The organism is Achromobacter sp. RTa (assembly GCF_000757485.1).
Classification (GTDB): Bacteria; Pseudomonadota; Gammaproteobacteria; order Burkholderiales; family Burkholderiaceae_B; genus Achromobacter.
The window spans coordinates 54127-79239 of the sequence record NZ_JPYO01000001.1 but is presented as its reverse complement, the minus strand read 5'-3'; the positions used below and the strand labels follow the sequence as shown (position 1 = coordinate 79239).

Below are 25113 nucleotides of genomic sequence, written 5' to 3'. Positions count from 1 at the left end.
TGGGGCGACGCCAGCTTGAAGCAGCGGGGGAAGGGCGCAGTACGATGAACAATAGAAACCTCCAGCAAGGAACACAATGCTCGACCTGATCCTTAGAAACTGCGCGCTGCCGGACGGCCGCCGGAACATCGATATCGGCATCGCCAATGGCCGCATCGCGGCCTTGGAGCCGGCGCTGAAGGCCGAGGCCGCGCAGACCATCGACGCGGGCGGCCAGCTGGTGTCGCCACCCTTCGTGGACGCGCACTTCCACATGGATTCCACGCTGTCCTTCGGGCTGCCCCGCGTGAACCAGTCGGGCACGCTGCTGGAAGGCATTGCGCTGTGGGGCGAGCTCAAGCCGCTATTGACCCAGGAAGCGCTGGTGGAACGCGCGCTGGCGTACTGCGACTGGGCCGTGGCGAAAGGCCTGCTGGCCATCCGCTCGCACGTCGACGTCTGCGATCCGCGACTGCTGGCCGTGGAAGCGCTGCTGCACGTGCGCGAGAAGGTCAAACCCTACCTGGACCTGCAGCTGGTGGCCTTCCCGCAGGACGGCGTGCTGCGCGCGCCGGGCGCGCTGGACAACCTGAAGCGGGCCCTGGACATGGGTGTGGACGTCGTGGGCGGCATTCCCCACTTCGAACGCACCATGCAGGACGGCGCCGAATCCGTGCGCATCCTGTGCGAACTGGCCGCCGAACGCGGCCTGCGCGTGGACATGCACTGCGACGAAAGCGACGACCCGCTCTCGCGCCACATCGAAAGCCTGGCCTATCAGGCGCAGCGGCTGGGCCTGCACGGCCGCGTAACGGGCTCGCACCTCTCGTCCATGCATTCCATGGACAACTACTACGTTTCCAAGCTGATCCCGCTGATGCGCGAGGCCGGCGTGGCCGCGATCGCCAATCCGCTGATCAACATCACGCTGCAAGGCCGTCACGATACCTATCCCAAGCGCCGCGGCATGACGCGCGTACCCGAGCTGCTGGCCGCCGGCGTGCCGGTGGCCTTCGGCCACGACTGCGTGATGGACCCCTGGTACAGCCTGGGTTCCGGCGACATGCTGGAAGTGGCGCACATGGGCCTGCACGTTGCCCAGATGACGGGCCAGGACGCCATGCGCGCCTGTTTCCAGGCAGTGACCGCCACGCCCGCGCAGATCCTGGGCCTGGATGAAACGGGACTGGAGGTCGGCAAGCGCGCCGACCTGGTGCTGCTGCAGGCGCGCGACCCCGTCGAGGCGCTGCGCCTGCGCGCCACCCGCCTGATGGTGATGCGCGGCGGCAAGGTGATTGCCACCACGCCTCCCGCCACCGCCACCCTGGACCTGCCCGGACGTCCCGGCCAGGTCAGCTTTCAGACACCGGCCCGCTGACGAATGCGGGGCGCCGCGCCGCCGTCACGATGATCTCCACCAGCAACTCCGGCGCGGCCAGCTTGGCCTCGCAGGTGGCGCGGGTGGGCATCGCATTGGGCAGCGCCCACTCGGCCCACACGGCGTTCATGCCGGCGAAGTCGCGGTCGATGTCCTTCAGCCAGATCTGCACGGACAGCAGGCGCGACTTGTCCGTGCCGGCCTGCGCCAAATAGCCGTCGATCTTCGCCAGCACGTCGCGGGTCTGCTCGGCGATGCCGCCGGCCGCGGATGAGGTCACGCCCGCCACATACACCGTGTCGCCGTGGATCACGATGCGGCTCAGGCGCTGGTTGGAATCCTTGCGCACGATATCAGTCATTCGTCTTGCTCCTTTGTGGATGGGCCGGACTCCGGCGCGGGGTCCGTGAAACGTTCGATCCTGAACGGCGCGATCGGCTGGTCCGTCGCGCCCGTGGTGATCAGGTCGGCCATGATACGGCCCACGATGGGGCCCAGCTCGAAACCATGGGCCGAGAAGCCGAAGGCATGGAACGCGGTCTCGTGGCGGCTGCTGCGGCCGATCACGGGGATCTCGTCCGGCATGGCGGCCTCTATGCCCGCCCAGCCCCGGTTCACGATCGCATCCCGCATGTGCGGGAACAGGTCGCAGACCGTGCGCGCGCCTTCGGCCAGCGAGCGGAAATCCAGTTCGGTCCATTCGGCGTCGCGGTCCACCCAGGCGCGCCGTCCGCCGCCGATCAGCACCGTGCCGTTCGCGCGCTGCTTGAACGACAGCGCGCGGCCCGTGCCCAGCACGACCGGGTCCAGGAAATGATCCATGCGCAGCGTCACGAGCATCATGGGGCTGATCGCGGTCAGCGGCACGGGCTCGCCCCACTGCGCGGCGATGCGGTCGGCCCAGGCGCCCGCGCAGTTCAGCACCTGGGGCGCGGTGTACGTTCCCGCGTCCGTTTCCACCCGCCATTGCCCGTCCCGGCGCGCCACCTGAAGCACGCGCACGCCCTCCAGGTAGCGGGCGCCCAGGCTTTCGGCCTTCATGCGGAAGGCCAGGGTCGTGCGGTAAGGATCGGCGGCAGCGTCCTCGCGCGCTATCAGGCCTCCCTGCACAGTGGGCGCCAGCGCGGGGATCAGCGTCCGCAAGTCCTCGGGGCTTATCCACTGCTCATGGCTATAGCCGTGGTCCGTCATGGTCCGCAGGCGGGCGCGCAGCAGGGCGGCATCCTCGGCGTTCTCCGCCACGCGCACCTGCCCGTGCTGCTCGAAGCCGCAATCGTCGTCCACCAACTCGCCGATGCGGTACCAGAGCTCGCGCGAGGCCAGGGCCAGCGGCACCTCGGCCAGATGCCGCGACAAGGTGCGCACGCCGCCGGCATTCACGCCCGACGCGTGCCGGCCCGCGTAGTTTTTCTCGATCACCAGGGCCCGCACCCCGCGCGCGCCAGGTGCAGCGCCGCCGAGCCGCCATGCAGCCCCCCGCCGATGATGATGACTTCCGCCGACCGCGTGGCACCGGTCATGTCTATTTTTCCTTCAGCCGCCGCACGGCTGTTCAAGAACGCAATCCCGCAAATTGCCGCGACCCGGAGCGGAGACGCCGAAGATCCGGCTCCGCCGGTCTTCAGGCGTCGCCCCCAGAGGGGGCGCGCGCAGCGCGTAGGGGCTGGGTTTACCTCTTCAGCCGGACGACAGCCTGCCGGGAATCGTCCGTCTGCGGCAGCGAGGCAAGCTCTCCCAGCGTCAGCGGCTTGGTCGGGAAGCGCAGGCGGTAGTAGCCCACCTCCTGCGTCGGCACGCCGCGCTCCTCGGCAATGATCTCGGACACCGTCAACCCGCAGAACCGGCCCTGGCAAGGCCCCATGCCGCAGCGCAGGAAGGCCTTCATCTGGTTCGGCCCGCTGCACCCCAGCTTGACGGTTTCGCGCACCTGCGCCGCGGTGACTTCCTCGCACCGACAGACGATGGTGTCGCCGGTGGGCCGCCGGAAAGCATCGGGCGCCTTGTAGAGCGCGTCGAAGAACTCGCGGCCTCTCACGGCCCTTGCCAAGGCCTCGCGGGGCGCCGCAGCCGCGCTATCGCGTTTGGCGGCATCGATGCGGCCCAGCAGGTGGGCGGCCTGCAACGCCGCCAGCCGGCCGCGATGTTCCGCCGCCAGCGCGCCCGCGATGCCCGCGCCGTCTCCTGCCATGCCGATGCCCTCCACCGAGGTCAGGCCCCATTCATCGACCCGCGGCTCCCAACAATCCAGCGCCTCGTTCCAGCGATGCTCCGCGCCCACCGCGCGCGACAGATTCACATTGGGCACCACGCCCTGGTGAAGCATCAGCTGTTCCGCGGGCAGCGTCTTCGTGACGCCGCCCGCCGTGTAGCGCACGCCTTCCAGTTTGCTCTCGCCGACCGCCTCCAGCGCCGTCACGCCGCGGATGACGGGCACCGCCGCCTTGACGGCCCGCAACAGTTTCAGGCCCTTGCCCAGGTACGGCGAGCGCAGAAACCCCCAGATCTTGGGCAATGCCTGACCCATGCGGCCGGGCGGCGTGGTTTCGAGCAGCGCGTCGATCTTCACGCCGGCGTTCAGATACTGCCACGCCACCAGGTACAGCAGCGGGCCGCTGCCGGCCAGCACCGTGCGGTCGGCGGGCACCACGCCCGCGGATTTCAACAGGATCTGCGCCGCGCCGGCGGTGATCACGCCTGGCAGGGTCCAGCCCGGGATGGGGAACGGGCGCTCCTGCGCGCCCGTGGCCAGCAGCAGCCGGCGCGCGTGCACGATGCGCGCCTCGCCGGCCACCGAATACGCCACTTCGAATCCCTGCTCCGGATCCACCGCCGTGTGCTCGGCCACGGCCCATACCGTGGCGCCCGGCACGTAGCGCGCCCCGGATCGCTGGAAGGGCGCCACCAGCGACGCGCCGTGCCAATAGTCTTCGCCCAGGATGCCGCGGTCGGTCACGGGCGTGGTCGTGATGGCGCGATAGATCTGTCCGCCTGGCGCCGGCTGTTCGTCCAGCAGCATCGTGTCCACGCCCAGTTCCGCCGCCAGCGTGGCCGCCGCCAATCCGGCCGGACCCGCGCCCACCACCAGCAAATCGCATTGCGTCGTATCGATCATGCCTGCACCTTGCGCGCGCCCATCTGGCGCTCGATCTTCATTCCTTCGCGCACGGCCGTCATACAGCCCTGCTGGTTCGCCTGGCCGTCGATGGTGACCAGGCAGTCGTAGCACACGCCCATCATGCAGTAGGGCCCGCGGGGCACTTCGTTGACGGCCGTGTCGCGGCAGGCCTGCACGCCGCCCGCGAACAGCGCCGCCGCCACGCTGTCGCCCTGGCGGCACTGCAGCTCGGTCCCGTTGACCGTTACGCGCACTGGCGCGCCCTGCGCCTGGCGCTGCGCCTCGTCAAGCCTCTTGAACATGGAACCTCCGGGTCGAGAAGGGCGCCATATCGTCGGCGAGCGAGCCGGCGGCGATCATGGGCGCCAGATTGAGCGCGTGCGCGGCGGCCAGCGTCACGCCGCTATGGCAGGTGGCGACGAAGGCGCCCGGGCACGTTTCGGATTGCTGATAGATGGGAAAACCATCCTTGGACATGACGCGCAGCGCGGCCCAGCTGCGCACGACGCGCACCTCGCGCAACGCGGGCAGGGTGCGCACCGCGCGGTCGGCCAGCGTACCCAGGATCGGCAGGCCCACCTGATTGTCGGCGTAGCCCGCCTCTTCCTGCGAATCGCCGATCAGCCAGGTTCCCTCGTCGGTCTGGCGCAAGGTGGACAGCGGCGTTTCCAGCATGCGGCGAGTGCGCTCCAGCACCACGATCTGGCCGCGCTGCGGGCGCACCGGAACGTCCAGGCCTACCTGGGCGCCCAACTCCTTGTTCGACAGGCCCGAGGCCAGCACGAGCGTGCGCGCGCGCACCGTGCCGGCCGGCGTATCGATGTCGAACACCCCGTCACGCTGGCGGATGCGCTGCGCCGGACGGCGCGGCAGGTAATCCACAACCCGCTGTGCAAAACTCGTGTGCAGCGCGCGCAGCAGCTTGAGCGGATTGGCAATGCCGTCGACCGGCGTCCAGGTCGCGCCCCGCACGTCCGGACCTATTCCCGGCACCAGGTCGGCGACCTCGGAACGGTCGAGCAGCTTCCAGTCGTACGTCGCCATGCCCGGCTGCGCCAGAAGGGTCTGCATGAACTTGACGCGGGCCTCCAGCTCCTCTTCGCTCAGCAGCGCATGCAGGCCGCCGCGCTGCTCCAGGTGCACGTCCACGCCCGTCTCTTCGAGCAGCTGCGCGGCCAGCCTCGGCCAGCCCGAAGCCGAGGCCATGGTCCATACGCCATAACGCGGCAGGCCCATGCCCTTGCTCTGCACCCAGACCAGCCCGAAGTTGCCCCGCGAAGCCCGATAGGCCACGTCGCCCTCATCCAGCACGGCCACGTGGCCCAGTTCGCGTCTCAGGCCGTAGGCGATGGCCGAGCCGACCAGGCCGCCGCCGATGACCGCCGCGTCGTAAATCCCGCGATGCGCGGGCGCGCGCGGCGCCAATTCCGTTTCGTCCGTCATTAGCGTCCCTTTCCTACAAACAACTTTTCCAGGCCGACCACGCGGTCCAGGATGAATATGGCGATGATGGTCATGTAGATCAGAACGGCCGAAACCGCGGTCACCAGCGGATCGATCGTGTCTTCGATCTGCAAGAAGATGCGCACGGGCAGCGTGGTCGTGGAGGGCGACGCGATGAAGATGGACATGGTCAGCTCATCGAAGCTCGTGATGAAGGCGATCACCCATCCGCTGACGACGCCCGGCAGCAGCAACGGCAGCACCACGCGCCTGAACGCCGTCCAGTTGGATGCGCCCAGGGACTGCGCGGCGCGCTCCAGCGCAGGGTCGATGCCCGTGGCCGATGCGAGCACCAGGCGCAGGGCGTAGGGCATGATCAGGATCACGTGCGCCACCACCAGGCCCACGTACGTGCCCGCCAGATCCACCGTGGTGAAGAACTTCAGAAACGCCAGGCCCAGCACCACGTGCGGGATCATCAATGGCGAAAGGAAGAACGCCACCAGCGCCTCGCGGCCGCGGAACCGGTTGCGGGCCAGCGCCAGCGCGCTGGGCACGGCAAGCACGATCGCCAGGCTCGCCGACAGCGTGCCCAGGCCCATGCTGAACCAGAAGGCCTCGATGAAGCGCGGATTGTCCAGGATGGCGCGGAACCAGCGCAGGGACAGCCCTCCCGAGGGCAGCGAGATAAAGCCCTCGGAAGTGAACGCCACCGCGCAGACCATGACGATGGGAGCCAGGATGAAGAGAATGAACAGCGTGTGGAACAGCAGGCCGATAGGACCGTTTCTGAATTGCATCTCAGCCTCCCGCCTGATTGAAAACCGCGCCGTACTTGCGTTCGATGATGCGGTTTGCCGACAGCAGGACCACGACCGTCGCCAGCAGCAGCACAACCGCCAGCGCCGCGCCCAGCGGCCAGTTCAGGGTATTCAGGAATTCGTCGTAGGCGGCGGTGGCCACGTTCTTCAGGCGGCGTCCTCCGATGATGGCCGGCGTGGCGAAGGAACTGGCGGCCATCGCGAACACCATGATCGCGCCCGACAGGATCCCCGGCATGACCTGGGGAATGACGACCCGGCGAATCACGGTGAACTGCGTTGCCCCCAGCGACAGCGCCGCCGCCTCGGTTGACGGATTGATCCGCTGCAGCGATGCCCATACCGAGATCACCATGAAAGGCACCAGCACGTGCGTAAGCGCGATGGCCACGCCCAGGTTGCTGTACATCAGGTCCACCGGCGTGGAGATCAACCCGATGCCCATCAGGGCCTTGTTGATCAGCCCGGTGGAACCGAACAGCAGCGCCCACCCCAGCGTGCGGACCACGACGGAGATCAGCAGCGGCCCCAGCACCACCATCAGGAACAACCCCTTCCATGGGTTGGCCATGCGCGACAGCACGTAGGCCTCCGCCGTGCCCAGCACCAGGCAGGCCAGCGTCACCGCGGCGGCCACGCCAAACGTGCGGGCGTAGATCTCGTAGTAGTAGCCGTCGGACAGAATCTCGAAGTAGTTCTTCCAGGTGAACGTGGCCTGCATGCCGCCATAGAACTGGAAGTCGAAGAAGCTGATCAGGATCACCAGCGCCATCGGCACCACGAGAAAGGTGGCATACAAGGCCAGCGCCGGCGTGCTGAGCACCCAGGGATTGACGCGCGCGCTCATGACGGCTGGCCCCGTGGCGGCTGGGACACGACGCACATGTCCTGCGCGCGCCAGCGCAGGTGCACGGTCTCGCCTTCGCCGGGCACCGGCACGCCATCGTTCTGGCGGATCACCATCACCTCGCCCACCGAGGTCTCCACCTGGCACAGCCAGTGGTTGCCCTGGAATACGCGGGTCTTCATGCGGCCGGGCAGCGCACAGGCCGCGGGCTCGGAGAACAGGATCTTCTCAGGGCGCACGATCACGGCGCCCTGCGGCACGGGCGCGCCTTCCATCGAAACGTGGGCCTCGCCGATGCGGGCGCGCGTTTCGCCTTCGTAATCCTCGGCCTGCGGCGTGAACACATTGGCCTTGCCCAGGAACCCGCCCACGAACTGGCTGGCCGGCCCCTCATAGGCCTGGAACGGCTCGGCCACCTGCTCCACGCGCCCCTGGTTCATCACCACGATCCGGTCCGACAGCGCCAGCGCTTCGGACTGGTCGTGCGTCACCAGGATAGTGGTGGTGCCGACCGTGCGCTGGATGCTGCGCAGCTCCAGCTGCATTTCCTCGCGCAGCTTCGCGTCCAGGTTCGACAGCGGTTCGTCCAGCAACAACACGCTAGGCCGGATGACCAGCGCGCGGGCCAGCGCCACGCGCTGTTGCTGCCCGCCGGACATGCGCGCCGGATGACGGTCGGCCAGATGCGCCAGGCCCACCAGCTTGAGCGCATCGGCCACGCGCGCCTCGCGCTCATCCTTCCTGACCCGCTGCATCTCCAGCCCGAACGACACGTTTTCGGCGGCCGTCATGTGCGGGAATAGCGCATAGTTCTGGAAAACCATGCCCAGGCCGCGCTTGTTGGCGGGCACCTTGCTGACGTCCCTGCCGTCCAGCACGATGCTGCCGCCCGAGGGCTCGACGAAGCCCGCGATCATCTGCAGCGTTGTCGTCTTGCCGCAGCCGGACGGCCCCAGCAGCGAAATGAATTCGCCCCGGTTCACGGAAAGGCTCAGGTCCTGCACGGCGACGGTGTCGCCGTAGCGCTTGCTCAGGCCGTTCAAAACTAGGTAGGTCATGGATAGAGGCCCTCAGCGCTCGATTTCCCGCGTCCAGCGCTTGTTCCAGTCATCGCGGTTCTGATTGACCGTGTCCCAATCGATCACGATCAGGTCGGCGGCGCGCTTGCCGATGGGCAGCGGCACGCGGGGATCGTCGGTCACCTTGGCCTTCTTGTTCACCGGACCGTAGCCATAGGCTGTCGCCAGCTTCTCCTGCACCTCGGGAGAAACCAGGTATTGCACAAAGGCCTGGGCAAGGGGGTTGGGATTGGGCTTGGCCACCGGGCAGACGGACGACAGCAGGGCGTATGCGCCCTCCTGCGGATACACGAAGCCCACCGGGAACCCGGTGTCGGCAAATGCCTTGACGCGGCCGCTGCCCCAGACCGATATCACCGCCTGGCCGCTGGAGAACAGTTCCGTCATCTTGCCCGGCGACGGTTCATAGACCAGCACATTGGGGCCGACCTCCTTCTTGAAAGTGTCGAAACCCGGATCGATCTTCTTTTCCCCGCCGCCGCCTTCGCGCGCGTACTCCACCAGCGCATGCAGGCCGTAGGTGTTGTTCAGCGGCGGAATCACCAGCTGCTTCTTGTACTTGGGGTCCTTCAGGTCCTTCCAGGAGGTGGGCGGCGCCCATTTCCTTTCGTCGAAGACCTTCTTGTTGTACATGATGCCGGTCGCCACGATGCCGATGGCCACCGCCTTGTCGTCCTTGTAGCGCGCCGTCCCGTAGATGTCGTCGGCCGGCAGGCCCTTGATGGGTTCGCAAAAGCCCAGCGCGATGGCCTGGTACATGGGGCCGTCGTCGATGATGGCCACGTCGATCTGCTGATTGCTCTTCTGCGCCTGCAGGCGCGCCACCGTATTGGTGGAATTGCCGGCCACGTAGTCCAGCTCGACACCGTGCTGCTTGGCGAAGGGCGGGAAGATGTCCTTGCGCATGATGTCTTCGAACGAACCGCCATACCCGGCCACCACCAGCTTTTGCGCCGCCGCGTTGGAGCCGAGTCCGGCGGCCATGGCCGCCGCCGCTAGCACTGCAAGTACCTTGCCCATGAGAACCCCCGAATATTGGAAGAAAACTGCAAGAACCGCCAAATGCCGCCAGGAGCGCAAGAGGGACGCGCGATAGGGCGCCCCACGACAAAAAAATCTCTTCCCACGTTCCTGGACTTCATGTCGGCCGTACAATTTGTCCGTACATGAATGTCCGGACAAATAATGGATCTCGCAAGATGCCCTTGTCAATGGGTTATTGTCCGTACAAACCCCATATAACAATTCCAGGAGCCTCCCCAATGACCCGATCCTCCGAGCGCGCGGCCGGCCCCGGCGGAGCACGGCAAGCACACGGCAAGCCGGAGTCGCCGGCCCCCGGCGGCAGTGCCGGCGGCCCCCGTTACAAGAGCATTTTCCAAACGCTCTCCCACGACATCCGCTCTGGCCGCTACCCCGTCATGACGCTGCTGCCTACCGAACACGAGCTTTGCGACCAGTTCAACGCCAGCCGCCACACCATCCGCGAGGCCATCCGCATGCTGACGGTGGCCGGGATGGTTTCACGCCGCCCGGGCGTGGGCACGCGAGTGGAAACCGCGCGCGCCGGCACCCGCTTCACGCAGCGCATTTCGCAATTCCCCGATCTGCTGCAGTACGCCCGCAACGCCGCCTTGCTGGTGCAGGACGTGCGCACCGTCAAGCTCGGCAAGCGGCTCGCCGAAACGCTGGGCTGCGAGCCCGGCCTGTCCTGGCTGCACATCAATTCCATCAAGACCCTGGACGACAAGGACACCGCCGCCGCCTGCACGCTGATCTACACCGACCCTGCGCATTCGGACCTGCGGGTCGAGGTCAAATCGCGCATCTCGCTCCTGCGCCTGATAGAGGACCATTTCGGGGACCGCATCGCGGAAGTCAACCAGGAGTTTTCGGCCACGCCCATCGGCGCGACGATGGCCAGGCAGCTGGGGGTCGAGCCCCGGACGGCGGGTTTCGTCATTACGCGGCGCTATTACGGCGAGGGCGGCGTGCTGCTGCTCGCCACCATCACCACGTTCCCGCATGACAAGATGAAATACTCCATGACGCTCAACGTGGGGTGAGCCCCCCGCGAGGTCCGGCCCAATGCGCGCCCGCGGCGCGCAGGCCGCCTACTTCAACGGAAGATGGATGCGGGTCAGCAGCTGCGCGGGAGGCGTGCTGCGCGGATCGTTCATGTATTGCTCGAACATGGGGAAGTCGGCAGGCACCATGCCGCTGCCGGGCAGCCATTCCGAGAACATCCAGTTGTACGCCTTGCCCATCTCGCTGTAGGGACCGGTGTACGCGAGCACGGCGCAGCGGCCCTCGGGGATCTCGAAGCGCTCCAGGCCGTCGCCCAGCGCCGCGTCGGCGGACACCGGCACGCCGGCCAGCGAGCGCAGTTCCTTTACGGGCACCTGTTCCGGGTCGTCGAAGTACCCCCCGTATCCGCTGGTCTCTGGCGTGGCCAGGCCGCGGCTACCCGCCAGCATGAAGGCGCGGTCGAACACGGGCCCGATGTCCTGGTAGCTGCCCCGATGCGGCAAGGCAGCGAGGATGACGCCGGGAAAATTCTCGATGGTGATGGGATACATGCCGAGCTCCTGAGGATCGAAGGGACGGGAGCGGGCGGCGCGATAGCGTCCCGGCGGAATGCCGAAGACCGCGCCGAATGCCCGGTTGAACGCCGCGTCCGACTCATAGCCGGCGCGCTGCGCCACCTCTCGCAATGAAGCCTGTGTGTCCGCCAGCGCGGCCGCCGCGCGATGCATGCGGATGCGCTGCACCGTTGCGTTCACCGTCTCTCCCATCATGGCGCGATAGACCCGATGGAAGTGATAGGGCGACAGGCAGGCCAGCTCCGCCAGCCGGTACAGATCGGGATCGGCGTCGGGGTGGCTTGCCAGCCAGCGCAGGACGGGATCCAGGCGCCGGGCGTATTGGATAAGGGTTCCTGGCTTCATGCGGGCTCCTTGGAGGGCAATGTAGCGAAGGGACGTTTGCAGATTTTGCGGTTTCGCGGTCGGCGCGCCTCGCGCCGGCTCAATAGCCCCGCTGCGTGTCGTAGAGGTTCGGCAGCGCCTCGCCGCGCTCATAGGCGGCGATCAGGAACGCGGTGTGCCGCGCGCGCTCCCTGCGATCCGGGATGGCCGCGCAATGCGGCGTGACCAAGATGCCGGGATGCGACCACAGCGCGGATTCCGGCGGCAGGGGCTCCTCTTCGAACACGTCCAGCACGGCCTGGCTCAGCTGGCCACCGTCCAGGGCGGCGACGACGTCCTGCTCGACCATGTGGGAGCCGCGGCCGGCATTGATCAGGCAGGCGCCGCGCGGCAGCTGCGACAGCGTGGCGGCGTTGAGGATGCCGCGCGTGGAATCGGTGGCGGGCAACAGGCAGACGAGGATGTCCGTCGCGGCCAGGAACTCGCCGAACTGCGCCTGCCCGGCATAGGTGGGCAGGCCCTCCAGCCGGCTGTTGCCGCGGGACCAGCCGCTGACCTGGAAGCCGACGCGCGCCAGCAGCTGCGCGGACGCCGCCCCGAGGTGGCCCAGGCCCATGATGCCGACCCGCAGCTCGGCGGCGATGCGCGCGGAATCGAAGAACTCCCAATGGCGGCGCGCCTGGTTGTCCACGGCCCGCTTGATCTCGCGGGTCAGCATCAGCGCCGACGTCAGCACGAATTCGGCCATTTCGGTCTGGGTGCGGGCGGTGATCATGCGCGCGATCGGCACGTGGCGCGGCCACTGCGGATCGGCCAGGATGTGGTCGACGCCGGCTCCGGCGCTGATGATGAGCTTCAGGTTCGGGAACGTGGCCAGGCGGCCCGGATCGGGCTCCCAGACCAGGGCGTAGTCCACGCTGGCGGGATCGACGTCTTCGTGCCAGCCCACCACCTCCAGTTCAGGAGCGCACGCCTGGAAATTCGAACGCCAGTCGTCGGTCGCCCGGGCTCCGCCGGAATTGATGATGAGCCGCATGTCGGTCCTCGGGAAGGCGCGGCGCAAGCCTGCGGGTTTTCCACAGGCGCGCGCCGTTTTCAGCGTTGATCCAGGATCGTGGCGTACGCCACGCGCATTACGTCGGGTAGGTTCCCGGCAGCAGGATGCTGCGGTCCCCGGGCTCGATGGAACGGCGGCCGCACAGCGCCATGGTCGTGTCCATTTCCTTGTACAGGATCTCCAGCACGCGCCTCACGCCGTCCTGGCCGTAGGCGCCCAGGCCGTACAGGAACGCGCGGCCGATCATCGTGCCGCGCGCGCCCAGCGCCACGGCCTTCAGGATGTCCTGGCCCGAACGGATGCCGCCGTCCATCCACACCTCGATCTTGTCGCCCACGGCGTCGGCGATCGAGGGCAGGGCGGCGATGGAGGACATGGCGCCGTCCAGCTGGCGCCCGCCGTGGTTGCTGACGATCAGCGCATCGGCGCCGCTGTTGGCAGCCAGTTGCGCGTCCTCGACGTCCAGGATGCCCTTGATGATGAGCTTGCCGCCCCAGCGCTGCTTGATCCATTCGACGTCGTCCCAGCTCAGGCGCGGGTCGAATTGCTCGGCCGTCCAGGAAGACAGCGACGACAGGTCGCTCACGCCCTTGGCGTGGCCGACGATGTTGCCGAAGGTGCGCCGCTTGGTGCCCAGCATGCCCATGCACCAGCGCGGCTTGGTCGCCAGGTTGATGAGATTGCGCAGGGTGGGCTTGGGCGGCGTCGACAGGCCGTTCTTGATGTCCTTGTGGCGCTGGCCCAGGATCTGCAGGTCCAGCGTGAGCACCAGCGCCGAGCAGCCGGCGGCCTTGGCGCGGTCGATGAGATTGCCCACGAATTCGCGGTCGCGCATCACGTAGAGCTGGAACCAGAAAGGCCTGCGGGTCGCGGCCGCCACGTCTTCCAGGGAGCAGATGCTCATCGTGGACAGCGTGAAGGGCACGCCGAAGTCCGCAGCCGCCTTGGCCGCCAGGATTTCCCCGTCGGCATGCTGCATGCCGGTCAGGCCCGTGGGCGAAATGGCCAGCGGCATGATCACGTCCTGGCCCACCATGGTGGTGCGCAGCGACCGGCCTTCCATGTTCACCGCCACGCGCTGACGCAACTTGATCTTCTGGAAATCGCTCTCGTTGGCCCGATAGGTGCCTTCGGTCCAGGCGCCGGAATCCGCGTAGTCGTAGAACATGCGCGGCACGCGTTTCTGCGCAACGGCGCGCAAATCTTCGATGCAGGTGATCGTAGAAAGGTTAGCGGTCATGGAGTGGTCTATGGAGAGTGGAGGGGCGGCTGCGATCTTTATTTTTGGATCCCGGCCACCAGCTGCGGGCGGCCTCGGGGCGCCGCCGGGCTCCAAGCCCGCGGCGCCGCTCAGTATACGCGCCGAGGCCGGCAAGCGTCGCTTGCCGGCCTCGGTCGCCCCCCTGCCGCAAGGGCTCTTCCGGCCCCCGCGCCCCCTATCGCGGCCAGACCTTCGTTACGGCCCGGATCGTGGCCCACGCCACCCAGCGCGGGCTGGTCAGCCTCGCGGCCGGCAGGCGGCGCATCACGTCCACGGCCAGGCCGCCGCGCTTATGCCATTGCTTCTTGCGGGTCTGGCTGTCGGTCCAGCGCCCTTCCAGCCACGGAAACTCGCGGCGCCCGGGCTTGTAGACCGGCGGCGTGTTGTAGATGAGGATGTAGGCCAGGCGCGGCGACTGCGAAGTGTTGGGACCGGTGAAGTGCAGGGTCCGGGCGTCGTGCACCGTGATGCCGCCCGGCTCCAGCGGCTCGGGCACGGCCTGCTCGCGCGGAAAGTCGCCGCAGCACTCCAGCGGATGCAGGCTCTTGTCCCCGCCCGGCGAACGGTGCTCCAGCACGTCCCATTTGTTCGAGCCGGGGATGAACTGCATGCAGCCGTTCTCGATCGTGGCCGGCTGCAGCGCCAGCCAGATGCTCAGCTCGTTATAGACGAAGTCCGGCGATCGGAACGCCTCGTCCTGGTGCCACGGCGTCTCGGGGCCATGGGGGCCGGGCTTGAGCAGGGCGTGCTCGCCGTAGAGGGCGGCATCCTCGCCCAGCAGCTGGCGGGCCAGCTCCAGGGTGCGCTCGTGATAGGTGGTCTTCAGCAGGCCCGGGGCATAATGGCGCGGATCGTGCAAACTGGGAAACTTGGCCGGCTTGGACGGATCGTCGCGGCTGACGAAGTCGTACTGCGCACCCTCGTTGTAGCCGGTCTTGTTGGCGAACAGATCCATCAGCGTCCTGCGGATGTAACCCACCTCGTCTTGCGGGCACATGTCTTTCAGGGCCAGGTACCCTTGTTCCCTGTAGCGCGCTGTCTCTACTTCCGACAACAAACTGGTCTCTTCCATAATGGCTTCTCCAAGCTCTGGTAGCGGGTGTTCCCGTTGGCACGTTTTGACATGAGCTCTAACGTATCGCTTCGATGCCCATCGGGCCTATAGATCATCCGCCGTAGCCAATACCGCCTACGCATATCGCCAGAGGCGGCGCATCATCCGAAGGAAACCGCATGCAAGACCCCAAATCCGCCCCCCACATCGAAACCGTCCGCGTCGCCATCAGCGGCGTCGTGCAGGGCGTGGGCTACCGTCACGCCACGGTCCGCCGCGCCCATCTGCTGGGCGCGACGGGCTGGGTGCAGAATCTGCCGGACGGCACGGTCGAAGCCGTGGTGCAGGGCACGCCCGACCAGGTCGACCACATGCTGGAGTGGCTGCGGCGCGGCCCGCCCGGCGCCGACGTGAAAGAAGTCACCACGAGCAGGGAGTACACGGATAAGCGTTACATCCGCTTCGAGCAGCTGTAAGGCCGCCCGGCCGTCCCGCCGGAACGGCGTAATCCGATAGGCTGAAAAACGGCGGAAGGAACGGCGGCGGGATCGGCCGTTCGGCTCAGCGGGTGCGCAGCCAGCGCCCGCCCAGCTGGTTGAGCACCAGGCCGGCCAGGACGCAGGCCGCGCCCAGCCATTGCAGCGGCAGCAGGCTTTCGCCGAAGGCCATGGAAGCCGCCCACAGGCCCACCACCGGCACCAGCAACGAGAACGGCGCAACCTTGGCCGCCGCATGGCGCGTCAGCAACTGCGTCCACAGGGTGTAGGCCAGCAAGGTCGCCAGCCCCGCCAGGTAAAGCACGGACAGCGCCTCGCCCCATCCCATGCCGGTCACCATGCCAACCACCGGCTCCCAGCCGTCGATCAGCACAGCCAATAGCAGGAAGGGCAGCACCGGCGCGGCGCTGCTCCAGGCGATGAAGGCGAAAGGGTCGTAGCCGGGCGCCTTGCGGCTGGCCAGGCGCACGATGATATTGGACACGGCCCACATGAAAGCGCCGCCGAGGGTCAGCGCAAAGCCCAGCATCGTCATCTGGCCCGGCCCCTCGCCGCGGCCGCCGGCGATGACCGCCAATCCCACGGCGGCCACGCCCAGCCCAATCCAATGGTGCCGCTGGGCGCGTTCGTGCAGCATGGGCGCCGCCAGCAACAGCGTGAAGAAGGCCTGGGTCTGGATGACCAGCGAAGCCATGCCTGCCGGCATGCCGAACTTGAGCGCGGTGAAAAGCAGCCCGAACTGGCCCAGGCCTTGCACCAGGCCGTAGGCCGCGATCCAGCGCCAGGGCAACTTCGGCGGACGCACGAAGAGAATCAGGGGAAAGGCCGCCAGGGCGAACCGCAAGGCGCCGAGCATCATGGGGGAAAGGCCCCGCATGCCGATCTTCATGACGACGAAGTTCGAACCCCAGATGACAACGACCGCCAATGCGCAGAGATAGTCTTTTCGGGAAAGGTGGGTCGTGGACATGCGGCATTATCGCATCGGACGCACCCCGAGGAACGGAGCAGATCAGCCTGCGTTCAGTACCGTTTCGAAGGCGAGCACGGCCGCGTCGATGTCCGCATCGCCGATGTGGCGGTGGGTCACGCAACGCAGCCGCGTGCGGCCCCATGGGCGCACGAGCAGGCCGGCCGCCTGCAGCGCCGCGACCCATTGCGTATTGCCCTTGCCGGTGCCGGCGGTCTCCACCTGCACGATATTGGTCTGGGGCACGGTCGCGGACAGCGCTGGCGCCAGGCGGTTGACGCCGTCGCTCAGCCGGCGGGCGCGGACGTGATCCTCGGCCAGCCGGTCGCCCATCGCCTGCACGCCTTCCAGGCCCGCGGCCGCCATGATGCCCGACTGGCGCTGAGTGCCGCCCAGCATGCGGCGCAGCACCCGCGCACTGGCCATGACGGACTTGCCGCCCGCCAGCACGGCGCCCACGGGCGCGCTCAGGCCCTTGGACAGGCACAGCGACACCGTGTCCGCGTGGCGCGCGATGTCGCCGGGCGCCACGCCCAAGGCCACGGCGGCGTTGAACAGGCGGGCGCCATCCAGGTGCACCGCCGCGCCGGCGGCGCGCGCCATGCCGTGGACGGCCTGCATGTGGTCCAGGGGCAGCACCGCGCCGCCCGCGTTGTTGTGCGACGTTTCCATCGCCACCAGCGAGGTCTTCAGCCGATGTCCTCCGCCTTGCAGCGCGTCTTCAAGGCGGCCCAGGTCCATCGCGCCGTCGGCGCCGGCCACGCCCAGGTAGAACAGCCCGGTGAACGTGGCCGCGCCGCGTTCCGAGGTGTACATGTGGGCCGACGATTCCAGCACGACCTGTTCATTGCGCTGCGTCTGCGCCAGCACGGCCAGCAGATTGGCCATGGTGCAGCTGGGCACGAACAGCCCGGCTTCCTTGCCCAGGCGCGCGGCCACCTGCGCTTCCAGTTCGCGCACGCTGGGGTCGCCGTCCAGGCCATCGTCACCGATCGGCGCGGCGCGCATGCGCTCGTACATTGCCTCGGTGGGACGGGTGACGGTGTCGCTGCGCAAGTCTACGGGCGGGCGCGGGGCGGCGGGGGTACGCTGGGTCATGGCTATCAGTGCTGCAGGATTTTGGAAAGAAACTGGCGCGTGCGCGGGGCACGTTCCTCTACGTTGTCGAAGAACTGCTCTTTTTCGCAGTCCTCCACGATCTTGCCGCCGTCCATGAAAATCACGCGGTCGGCAACGCGGCGGGCAAACCCCATTTCATGGGTCACCACCATCATCGTCATGCCGTCGCCCGCCAGGTCGGTCATCACGTCCAGCACCTCGTTCACCATCTCTGGGTCCAGGGCGGAGGTCGGCTCGTCGAACAGCATCACCACCGGGTCCATCGACAGCGCCCGCGCGATCGCCACGCGCTGCTGCTGGCCGCCGGAAAGCTCGCCGGGATGCTTGTCCTTGTGCGCGGACAGGCCCACACGGTCCAGCAGGGCCAGCGCGCGCTGGCGGGCCTCGTCCTTGCCGCGCTTGAGCACCTTGAGCTGGCCCAGGCACAGGTTCTCGGTCACCGACAGATGCGGGAACAGCTCGAAATGCTGGAACACCATGCCTGCCACGGCGCGCAGCTTGGGCAGGTTGGTGCGGGGATCGCCCACCGAAATGCCGTTGACGACGATGTCCCCCTTCTGGAAGGGCTCCAGGGCGTTCACGGTCTTGATCAAGGTGGACTTGCCGGACCCGGACGGCCCGCATACCACCACGACTTCGCCGCGGCCGACGGTCGTCGAGCAATCGTCCAGAACCTGGAACGCGCCGTACCACTTGCTGACCTGCCTGATCTCGATCATCGGGGGCTTGGGGGTAAGTTGCATCGTTGAACCCTGTGGATAACTTGGAGAGGACCGGAACGGCGGGCTAGCGCAGCACCCGCGTGCGCTTTTCCAGCAGCTTGACCAGGCGGGACGCCGTGAAGCAGATCACGAAATACACCACCGCCACGAACAGATAGAGCTCCACCAGGCGGCCGTCGCGCTGGCCTATCTTGGCCGCCGCCCCCAGGAAATCGGTCAGCGACAGCACATACACCAGCGAGGTGTCCTGGAACAGGATGATGACGCGCGTGAGCAGCGCGGGCACCATGTTGCGGAACGCCTGCGGCAGCACCACGTAGCGCATGCCCTGCCACGACGTCAGCCCCAGGGCGAGGCTGGCCGACACCTGGCCGCGCGCGATCGACTGGATGCCGGCGCGCATGATCTCGCAGAAGTACGCGGCCTCGAATAGCGTGAAGGTGATCACCGCCGAATTGAACGCGCCTATACGCAGCGGGGTGGACGACCCCACCGCCCAGGCGGCGATGTAGGGCATCAGGAAGTAGAACCAGAAAATCACCAGCAGCAGCGGGATCGAACGCATCACGTTCACGTAGATGCCCGCCGGCACCGACAGTATCCTGAAGCGCGACAGCCGCATCATCGCCAGCAGCGTGCCGAGCGCCAGCCCCATCACCGCCGCCAGCGCGGTCAGCGTCAGCGTGAACGTCATGCCCGTCTGGAACAGGTACGGCAGGGCGCTGCCGATCACATCGAAGTCGAATTTGCCCATGATGCTAGGGCCTCTTGGCCGCGGCGCCGATCAGGCCGGGCACCGCCACGCGGCGTTCGATCATGCGCATGCCGAAGACCACGATGCCATTGAGGATCAGGTAAATGACGGTGGCGGCGGAAAACGCCTCGAAGATGTGGAAGCTGAACTCCGCCATCGAACGCGCCTGTCCGGTCAGTTCGAGCAGGCCTATCGTCAGCGCCACCGACGAGTACTTGACCGTGCCCATGAACTCGGACGTCAGCGGGGGCAGCACGATGCGGAACGCCTCGGGCAGGATGATGTAGCGGTAGACCTGCGCTTCGGTCAGGCCCAGCGCGGTACCCGCCTGGAACTGGCCGCGCGGCAGCGACTGGATGCCGGCGCGCAGCTGCTCCGCCACGCGCGCCGAGCCGTAGAAGCCCAGGCACAGCAAGGCCGGCACGAACTGGCCCCAAGGCTGCGGCATCTGCTTCATGGCCAGGCCCCAGGCGTGCGGCAGCAGCTCGGGCAGCACGAAATACCACAGGAACATCTGCACCAGCAGCGGCACGTTGCGGAACAGCTCCACGTAGGTCGCGCCGATCGCATTCATCAGGCGGGACTGAGCGGTGCGCATCACGCCCAGCCAGGACCCGAGCAACAGCGCGAACACCCACGCCGTCAGGGCCAGTGCGAGGGTCCAGCCCACGCCGATCAGAATCGTCTCCAGGAACGTATGCACGCCATCAGGCGACATCTCCAGGAAGACGCCCCAACTCCAGTTGTAGTTCATACCCGTCCTTCGATGGCGATGCCGTCCGCGTCCGGCGGCCGGCACCCTTGCCCCGGCAAGGGCCGCGGAAAGACCTGCCTTCCGCGGACCGCCCGCTTACTCGTATACCTTGGGGTCGCCGGAATCGGTGGGATTGGCCAGCGCGCGCTTCAAGGCGTCGCTCATGGGGTATTTCAGGTTGATCTGCTTGGGCGGGATCGGCGAATTGAAATACTTGTCGTAGATAGCAGCCACCTTGCCCGTCTTGATCAGGTCCAGTACCGCGTCGTCCACCACTTTCTTGAAGGCCGGGTCGTCCTTGGGTTCCATGATGCCGTAGGGCGCCACCTCCAGGCCCTTCTTCCCGATCACGAACACGTCCGGATTCTTCGCCGAAGCCACCACCCCGTAGGCAATGCCGTCGTCGTTGGCGGACCCGGCGGCGCGGCCCGATTCCACCATCAGGAGGGTTTCCGCGGTGTCCTTGGTGGGCGCCATGGTGATGCCCAGGTTGCCCTTCGCATTCAACTGCGAGATCAACCGGAAAGTCTGGCCGCCGGCCTGCGCGGCGATGGATTTGCCGCGGAAGGACTCCAGGTTGTTGGGGTCCACGCCGCCATCCTTGCGCGCCACCAGCACCACCTGGGCCACGAAGGTGGTGGGCGCGAACGCCACCAGCTTGTGGCGCTCGAGGTTGTTGGTGGTGTTGCCGCATTCGAGATCGATGGTGCCGTTGGCCAGCAGCGGGATGCGAGTGGCCGACGTGGTCGGGTTGTAGCGCACGTCCAGCTTCGGCAGCTTCAGCGCGGCCTTCACGTACTGGGCGATCTCCTGGCAGATCTCCACCGTGTAGCCGATCGGCTTCTGGTTGCCGTCCAGGTAGGCGAACGGGACCGAGGTCTCGGGATGGCCGAGGGTGATCACGCCGGATTCCCGGATCTTGTCCAGGCGGCTCGGGCCTTCGGCGTGAGCGGATGCGGCGCTGCCCACGAGGGCCGCGGCGACGGAGATCACAGCAAGTGCTTTCATCTGATTCCCTTGGCGCCGGGCAAGCGGCGCATGCTTATATTCACGATCGGCGCTTCCTGGCCCGCCGGAAACCGCCGCGTCCCGCGATGAGCCCCGCGGTTGGCGAAAAGTATCAACTAGCAGTATGGTTTTATCCAGTTCCAATCGAGTATTCCTCTATACGGATTTGACATGGCCATTCCACGGATGGGCTTGCGACACATCGAGGCCTTCCGGGCCGTCATGATGACCGGCTCGATGACGGCCGCCGCGCGGCGCGTGCATACCTCGCAGCCGCACGTTAGCCGCTTAATCGCGCAATTGGAAGCCATCACCCAGTTCCCCTTGTTCGACCGCAACGGCAGCCGCCTGACCCCCACGCAGGATGGGTCGCGCTTCTTCCAGGAGGTGGAGAAAACCTTCATCGGCCTGGCTGGCCTGGAGTCGGCCGCGGCCAGCATCCGCTCCTTCAGCGCCAGCCGCCTGAGCGTGGCCGCCATGCCGCGGCTGGCCGGCGGCCTGCTGGCGCGCATCGTCGCCGCCTTCAAGACGGAATACCCGGACGTGATGGTGTCCATCCATTCCGGCAACGCCAGCACGGTGCATAACTGGATCAGTTCAGGCTTCTGCGACACCGGGCTGGCCATGCTGTCGGGAGACTCTCCCGGCATCCAGGTGGAACCGGTGCTGACGATGAGCTGCGTGGCGGTGGTGCCCAAGGGCCATCGCCTGGCCAGGCTGAAGAAGCTCAAGCCCGCCGACTTCGCGGGCGAGCCGTTCGTGGCCTTCACCAGCGGTACGCCCCTGCGCGAGAAAATCGACGCGGTCTTCAAGACGGCCAAGATAGAAAGACAGATCGTGGCCGAGGCGGGGCTGGGCTCGTCCATCTGCGCCCTGGTCGGCGCGGGCCTGGGCGTGGCCCTTATCAATCCGCTGGCGGCGCGCGAGGAATTCGAAGCCAATGGCGTGGAAGTGCGCCCGTTCAGTCCGGCGGTGCCGGTCACCGTGGCCTTGCTCTATCCCCCGTACCACACCCGCACCCGCCTGGTCAGCGTGTTCTCACGCTATGCCCACCAGCTCATGCAGGAAGAGATGGGGGATCTGAAGGCGCGCCCGGCGCGCTGAAAGCGCGCCGACGCACGCGCTCTCACGCGAGATCCTGCTCCAGATAGCTGTCGGCCTCGCCCGATAGTTTCAGCGCCTCCCATTGCGCCAGCGTCAGCTGGGGCATCTGGAAGGCCGCCTGCGGGCGGCAGTACCAGCCCGGGTTGTGCAGGCGGGCAAGCAGATCCATTCGGGGGCCGTCCAGGTACAGGTTGTTCCTGTCGGCCACGACCTCGTCGCGCACGTGCATGGCAACCACGCCCGCCACCACCAGGCTGCGACGATCGATGCGGATCAGTTCGTGCACGCGGCATTCGAACGCCACCGGAGACTGCGCCACCCATGGCACGCCGATGCGCCGGGACGGCGACAGGATGAGCCCCGCTTCCAGCGACTCGTCCACGCCGGCGGGAAAGTCCACCGCCGTGACATTCATCCGCGCGGCCAGCGGGGCCGACACCAGGCTCACCGTGAATTCGCCGCGCTCGGCGATATTGCGCGCGGTGTCCTTGGGCGCGTCGCCGCGCACGCCGATGCCGACGCAGATCAGGGGCGGATCGCCGGACATCACGTTGAAGAACGAAAAAGGCGCCACGTTCGTCGCCCCGTGCGTATCGCGCGACACGATCCAGGCGATGGGCCGCGGCACGATCGCCGCCGTCAGCAGCTTGTAGCGGGCCGGGCCCTCCAGCTCATTCAGGTCGATGAACATGGCTTGTCTCCGGCCGCCTCAATCCCGCGCCTGCGTGGGCGCAGCCCCTTCGGCGGCCTTGGCGTCGGCGAATGCGCGGTCGCTGCGCTTGCAGCGGCAGCGGCCGATCTGATGCAACTCGATCAGGTTGCCCACCGGGTCGCGCAGGAACAGCTGCATCAGCTCCGGGGCCGCCACGTTGTCCAGCTTCCAGTACTCCACTCCCAGGCGCTGCAATTCGGCTTCGGACGCCGCGATGTCGCGCACCGCCAGCGCCACATGGTTTTCCACAGGATCGCGGCCCGGGCCTTGGGAATAGGGCGAAGGGCCATCGCTGCCCAGCAGATGGATCTGACAATCGTTGCCCATGTCCAGGAAGTATCCGGCGATGCCCGGAATCTCCCATCGGCCCTTGTCGGTGTCCAACCCCAGCACGTCTCCATAGAACGCGCCCATGGCCGCGACTTTGTCCAGCGGCATGCGCACCGCGTGATGATGCAGCTCCAGAACATCCAGCGCCATTTCTTTCTCCTCGGTTCTCGTCCGGCGAACGCCCACGCGCCGCCCAGACCCGCATGTTGGCGCGGCCCCGGACGCCGGGGAATGCCGCCATGCGCAATCCAGAATTGCACGCCGGACAACTCCCAAACCCCGGACGCTCATCGGCCCGCGCTATGCTTGGCCGCATGAAATCGCTAGATCTCAACCTGCTGCTGACCCTGGACGTGCTGATCCAGGAGGGCAGCGTCGCCGGCGCGGCGCGGCGCCTCAACCTCAGCACGCCGGCCGTCAGCCGCAGCCTGGCCCGCATAAGGCGCGCCGTGGGCGATCCCGTCCTGGTCCGATCGGGGCGGGGCCTGGCGCCCACTCCGCGGGCGCTGGACCTGCACGGACGCGTGAAAAGCGTGGTGGAACAGGCGCAGGCCGTGTTCGCGGAATTCAGCCAGGACGTCGATCTGGCCACCCTGGAGCGCGTGTTCACGCTGCGCGCCAACGACGTGTTCGTGGGCGGCTACGGCGGCCGCCTGCGCGAGCATCTTGGCCGTTACGCGCCGCGCACCGTGTTGCGCTTCGTCTCGGAGGGCGAGGACGATGGCGATGCCTTGGCCGGAAACGCGGACCTCTATATCGGCTCATCGCAAAAGTTCGGCGCCGATATCAAGGTGCAACGCCTTTTCACCACCGCCTTCTGCGGCCTGGCGCGAGCCGGACATCCCATCTTCGCCGGACGAATCACGCCGCGGCGCTTCGCCGCCTACGACCACATTGGCGTATCGCGCCGCGGCCGCTCGCAGGGCCCCATCGACGCCGCGCTGGCCGAGCAGGGCCTGGAACGTCACGTGTCGCTCATCACTCCCACGTTCCATGCCGCCATCTTCGCGCTGGCCGATTCGGACCTGATCCTGCCGTCCATGCCCAAGGACCTGATCCCCGGCGTGGAGCGCCTGGGCTTGAAGCTGCGGGCGTTCGCCGTGCCGGTTCCCGTGGCCCCGGTCACCGTCGTGCAGGCCTGGCCGCCGCGGCTGGACGGCGACCCCGCCCATCGCTGGCTGCGCCAGACGATCAAGCAGGTTTGCAGCGCTTCCGGGAATGCCGTGCAACCCTTTTGAAAAGGCCTTTCCGCCCCGCTTCGCTCCTGTATACTGCCCCATGATTGTTCAACAATCCTGGCGTTGATTCCAGGATCGGATCAGGAGGCAGACCATGTCGAATTACCCCGCGGCGTACCAGGTAGGCAAGGGTTCGGTATTGAATGTGGACCGGGACTTCTACCGCACGCTCATCGCCGACCCGGCGCAGCGCAAGCTTGTCGAATCCCACGTCGTTCCCATCCGCAGCGGCTTCGCCTGGAAGGTCCCCGCCGGCCACGTGTTCCGCATCGTGACCCTGGAAGGCCCCCAGGTGGCGGACTTCAACATGTGGAACCTGCACAACCCGCGCGAGCGCATGTGGGCGTCGCGCACCCGCCAGCTGCAACAGGCGCACGTCAGCACGCATGACCGCATCTGGTCCACGTTGCCGTACCTGCGGCCCATGGTCACCATCACCGACGACACGCTCGCCGACTATGGCGTCGACAGCGATGGCGGCCGCGTCCACGATCTGCTCGGCACGCGTTGCGACCCGTACGTGAACAAGCTGCTCAGCGGCGAGGATTTCCACTTCCACTGCCACTCGAACCTGACGCGCGCGGTGGCGCCGCACGGCCTGACCGAATTCGACGTCCATGACGTGCTCAACGTGTTCCAGGTCACCGGCCTGAACGACGACGACAAATACTTCATGAAGGCATGCCCGGCCAAGCCGGGCGACTACCTGGAGTTCTTCGCCGAAATGGACCTGCTGTGCGCCCTGTCCACCTGCCCGGGTGGCGACCTCTCCGTGCCCATGTGGGGCCCCGAGGCGCGCGACCCCATCGACGTCTGCCGTCCGCTGGGCGTGGAGGTCTACGCGCTGGATCCCGCGCTGCTGCAAGGCTGGACACCGCCCGAGGTTTCACCGTATAAGGGCGTCCACGGACTGCACCCTGAAAAGGTCGAGTGGAAATAAAGAG

At 67.2% G+C, this 25113-nt stretch carries 26 protein-coding genes and 1 pseudogene; 6 read left to right on the top strand and 21 right to left on the bottom strand.

The genetic code is table 11. From position 1 onward, the window contains the following. The first annotated feature begins 76 nt into the window (after window positions 1–76). On the top strand, window positions 77–1357 hold the full coding sequence (locus tag JL37_RS00400; RefSeq protein WP_043541216.1) for an amidohydrolase family protein: 1281 nt from the start codon (window positions 77–79) through the stop codon (window positions 1355–1357). Here JL37_RS00400 and JL37_RS00395 read toward each other — a convergent pair. From JL37_RS00395 to JL37_RS00355, 9 genes and pseudogenes are all read right to left on the bottom strand, one after another. After that, window positions 1332–1718: a RidA family protein gene (locus JL37_RS00395; protein WP_043541215.1), complete on the bottom strand. Its 387-nt coding sequence runs from the start codon at window positions 1716–1718 to the stop codon at window positions 1332–1334. The genes JL37_RS00400 and JL37_RS00395 overlap by 26 nt on opposite strands. After that, window positions 1715–2877 (bottom strand): annotated as a pseudogene (locus JL37_RS00390) (NAD(P)/FAD-dependent oxidoreductase). The gene JL37_RS00395 and the pseudogene JL37_RS00390 overlap by 4 nt, the downstream one beginning before the upstream one ends. A 149-nt stretch (window positions 2878–3026) precedes the next feature. Beyond that, window positions 3027–4469 (bottom strand): NAD(P)/FAD-dependent oxidoreductase, encoded by a 1443-nt coding sequence (locus tag JL37_RS00385; protein ID WP_043541214.1) that lies wholly within the window; start codon window positions 4467–4469, stop codon window positions 3027–3029. Continuing rightward, a complete protein-coding gene (locus JL37_RS00380) occupies window positions 4466–4774 on the bottom strand; it encodes a (2Fe-2S)-binding protein (protein ID WP_043541213.1) in 309 nt (102 codons plus the stop codon). The genes JL37_RS00385 and JL37_RS00380 overlap by 4 nt, the downstream gene beginning before the upstream one ends. Continuing rightward, window positions 4758–5915, bottom strand: a complete 1158-nt coding sequence (locus JL37_RS00375; protein ID WP_043541212.1) for an FAD-binding oxidoreductase — start codon at window positions 5913–5915, stop codon at window positions 4758–4760. Before JL37_RS00375 ends, JL37_RS00380 begins: the two co-directional genes overlap by 17 nt. After that, window positions 5915–6715, bottom strand: a complete 801-nt coding sequence (locus JL37_RS00370) for an ABC transporter permease (RefSeq protein WP_043541211.1) — start codon at window positions 6713–6715, stop codon at window positions 5915–5917. Before JL37_RS00370 ends, JL37_RS00375 begins: the two co-directional genes overlap by 1 nt. A gap of 1 nt (window position 6716) precedes the next feature. After that, entirely contained in the window at window positions 6717–7583 is an 867-nt protein-coding gene (locus JL37_RS00365) for an ABC transporter permease (protein WP_043541210.1), read from the bottom strand. Beyond that, window positions 7580–8641, bottom strand: coding sequence for an ABC transporter ATP-binding protein (locus JL37_RS00360; protein WP_043541209.1), 1062 nt, complete (start codon window positions 8639–8641; stop codon window positions 7580–7582). Before JL37_RS00360 ends, JL37_RS00365 begins: the two co-directional genes overlap by 4 nt. 12 nt (window positions 8642–8653) lie before the next feature. Next, window positions 8654–9646 (bottom strand): ABC transporter substrate-binding protein, encoded by a 993-nt coding sequence (locus tag JL37_RS00355; RefSeq protein WP_231570257.1) that lies wholly within the window; start codon window positions 9644–9646, stop codon window positions 8654–8656. A gap of 278 nt (window positions 9647–9924) precedes the next feature. Between JL37_RS00355 and JL37_RS00350 the strand changes: the two genes are divergently transcribed. Next, complete coding sequence (locus JL37_RS00350) at window positions 9925–10728, top strand: GntR family transcriptional regulator (protein WP_043541207.1); 804 nt, start codon at window positions 9925–9927, stop codon at window positions 10726–10728. A gap of 48 nt (window positions 10729–10776) precedes the next feature. Here the strand turns inward: JL37_RS00350 and JL37_RS00345 are convergent, their stop codons facing one another. The 4 genes from JL37_RS00345 to JL37_RS00330 form a co-directional block, all read right to left on the bottom strand. Next, on the bottom strand, window positions 10777–11610 hold the full coding sequence (locus tag JL37_RS00345) for a GyrI-like domain-containing protein (protein ID WP_043541205.1): 834 nt from the start codon (window positions 11608–11610) through the stop codon (window positions 10777–10779). 79 nt (window positions 11611–11689) lie between these two features. Beyond that, window positions 11690–12625 (bottom strand): glyoxylate/hydroxypyruvate reductase A, encoded by a 936-nt coding sequence (locus tag JL37_RS00340; RefSeq protein ID WP_043541356.1) that lies wholly within the window; start codon window positions 12623–12625, stop codon window positions 11690–11692. A gap of 97 nt (window positions 12626–12722) precedes the next feature. Beyond that, window positions 12723–13886 carry an alpha-hydroxy acid oxidase gene (locus JL37_RS00335; protein ID WP_043541204.1) on the bottom strand — a complete coding sequence of 388 codons (1164 nt, stop codon included), beginning with the start codon at window positions 13884–13886 and terminating at the stop codon, window positions 12723–12725. A 196-nt stretch (window positions 13887–14082) separates the two neighbouring features. Then, window positions 14083–14979, bottom strand: a complete 897-nt coding sequence (locus tag JL37_RS00330; protein WP_043541203.1) for a phytanoyl-CoA dioxygenase family protein — start codon at window positions 14977–14979, stop codon at window positions 14083–14085. A gap of 161 nt (window positions 14980–15140) precedes the next feature. On the opposite strand from JL37_RS00330, the gene JL37_RS00325 reads away from it, so the two are divergent. After that, the gene (locus tag JL37_RS00325) at window positions 15141–15437 is read left to right on the top strand and encodes an acylphosphatase (protein WP_043541202.1); all 297 of its coding nucleotides are present in this window, start codon (window positions 15141–15143) and stop codon (window positions 15435–15437) included. 85 nt (window positions 15438–15522) lie between these two features. Here JL37_RS00325 and JL37_RS00320 read toward each other — a convergent pair whose 3' ends face one another. From JL37_RS00320 to JL37_RS00295, 6 genes are all read right to left on the bottom strand, one after another. Next, window positions 15523–16428, bottom strand: a complete 906-nt coding sequence (locus tag JL37_RS00320; RefSeq protein WP_043541201.1) for an EamA family transporter — start codon at window positions 16426–16428, stop codon at window positions 15523–15525. A 42-nt stretch (window positions 16429–16470) separates the two neighbouring features. Next, window positions 16471–17526, bottom strand: a complete 1056-nt coding sequence (locus tag JL37_RS00315; RefSeq protein WP_043541200.1) for a low specificity L-threonine aldolase — start codon at window positions 17524–17526, stop codon at window positions 16471–16473. Window positions 17527–17531: 5 nt separating this feature from the next. Next, window positions 17532–18266 carry an amino acid ABC transporter ATP-binding protein gene (locus JL37_RS00310; RefSeq protein WP_043541199.1) on the bottom strand — a complete coding sequence of 245 codons (735 nt, stop codon included), beginning with the start codon at window positions 18264–18266 and terminating at the stop codon, window positions 17532–17534. A 67-nt stretch (window positions 18267–18333) separates the two neighbouring features. Further along, window positions 18334–19023 (bottom strand): amino acid ABC transporter permease, encoded by a 690-nt coding sequence (locus tag JL37_RS00305; protein WP_043541197.1) that lies wholly within the window; start codon window positions 19021–19023, stop codon window positions 18334–18336. Between the two features lie 4 nt (window positions 19024–19027). Beyond that, the gene (locus JL37_RS00300) at window positions 19028–19777 is read right to left on the bottom strand and encodes an amino acid ABC transporter permease (protein ID WP_043541196.1); all 750 of its coding nucleotides are present in this window, start codon (window positions 19775–19777) and stop codon (window positions 19028–19030) included. Between the two features lie 96 nt (window positions 19778–19873). Beyond that, the gene (locus JL37_RS00295; RefSeq protein WP_043541195.1) at window positions 19874–20785 is read right to left on the bottom strand and encodes an amino acid ABC transporter substrate-binding protein; all 912 of its coding nucleotides are present in this window, start codon (window positions 20783–20785) and stop codon (window positions 19874–19876) included. A 171-nt stretch (window positions 20786–20956) separates the two neighbouring features. Between JL37_RS00295 and JL37_RS00290 the strand changes: the two genes are divergently transcribed. After that, a complete protein-coding gene (locus tag JL37_RS00290) occupies window positions 20957–21889 on the top strand; it encodes a LysR substrate-binding domain-containing protein (RefSeq protein WP_081954935.1) in 933 nt (310 codons plus the stop codon). Between the two features lie 22 nt (window positions 21890–21911). Here JL37_RS00290 and JL37_RS00285 read toward each other — a convergent pair whose 3' ends face one another. Both JL37_RS00285 and JL37_RS00280 read right to left on the bottom strand, forming a co-directional pair. After that, complete coding sequence (locus JL37_RS00285; RefSeq protein ID WP_043541192.1) at window positions 21912–22580, bottom strand: flavin reductase family protein; 669 nt, start codon at window positions 22578–22580, stop codon at window positions 21912–21914. An 18-nt stretch (window positions 22581–22598) separates the two neighbouring features. Continuing rightward, window positions 22599–23081, bottom strand: a complete 483-nt coding sequence (locus tag JL37_RS00280; RefSeq protein WP_043541190.1) for a VOC family protein — start codon at window positions 23079–23081, stop codon at window positions 22599–22601. Between the two features lie 164 nt (window positions 23082–23245). On the opposite strand from JL37_RS00280, the gene JL37_RS00275 reads away from it, so the two are divergent. After that, window positions 23246–24169 (top strand): LysR family transcriptional regulator, encoded by a 924-nt coding sequence (locus tag JL37_RS00275; RefSeq protein WP_043541189.1) that lies wholly within the window; start codon window positions 23246–23248, stop codon window positions 24167–24169. Window positions 24170–24263: 94 nt separating this feature from the next. After that, the gene (locus tag JL37_RS00270) at window positions 24264–25109 is read left to right on the top strand and encodes a DUF1989 domain-containing protein (protein WP_043541188.1); all 846 of its coding nucleotides are present in this window, start codon (window positions 24264–24266) and stop codon (window positions 25107–25109) included. Window positions 25110–25113: the final 4 nt, after the last annotated feature.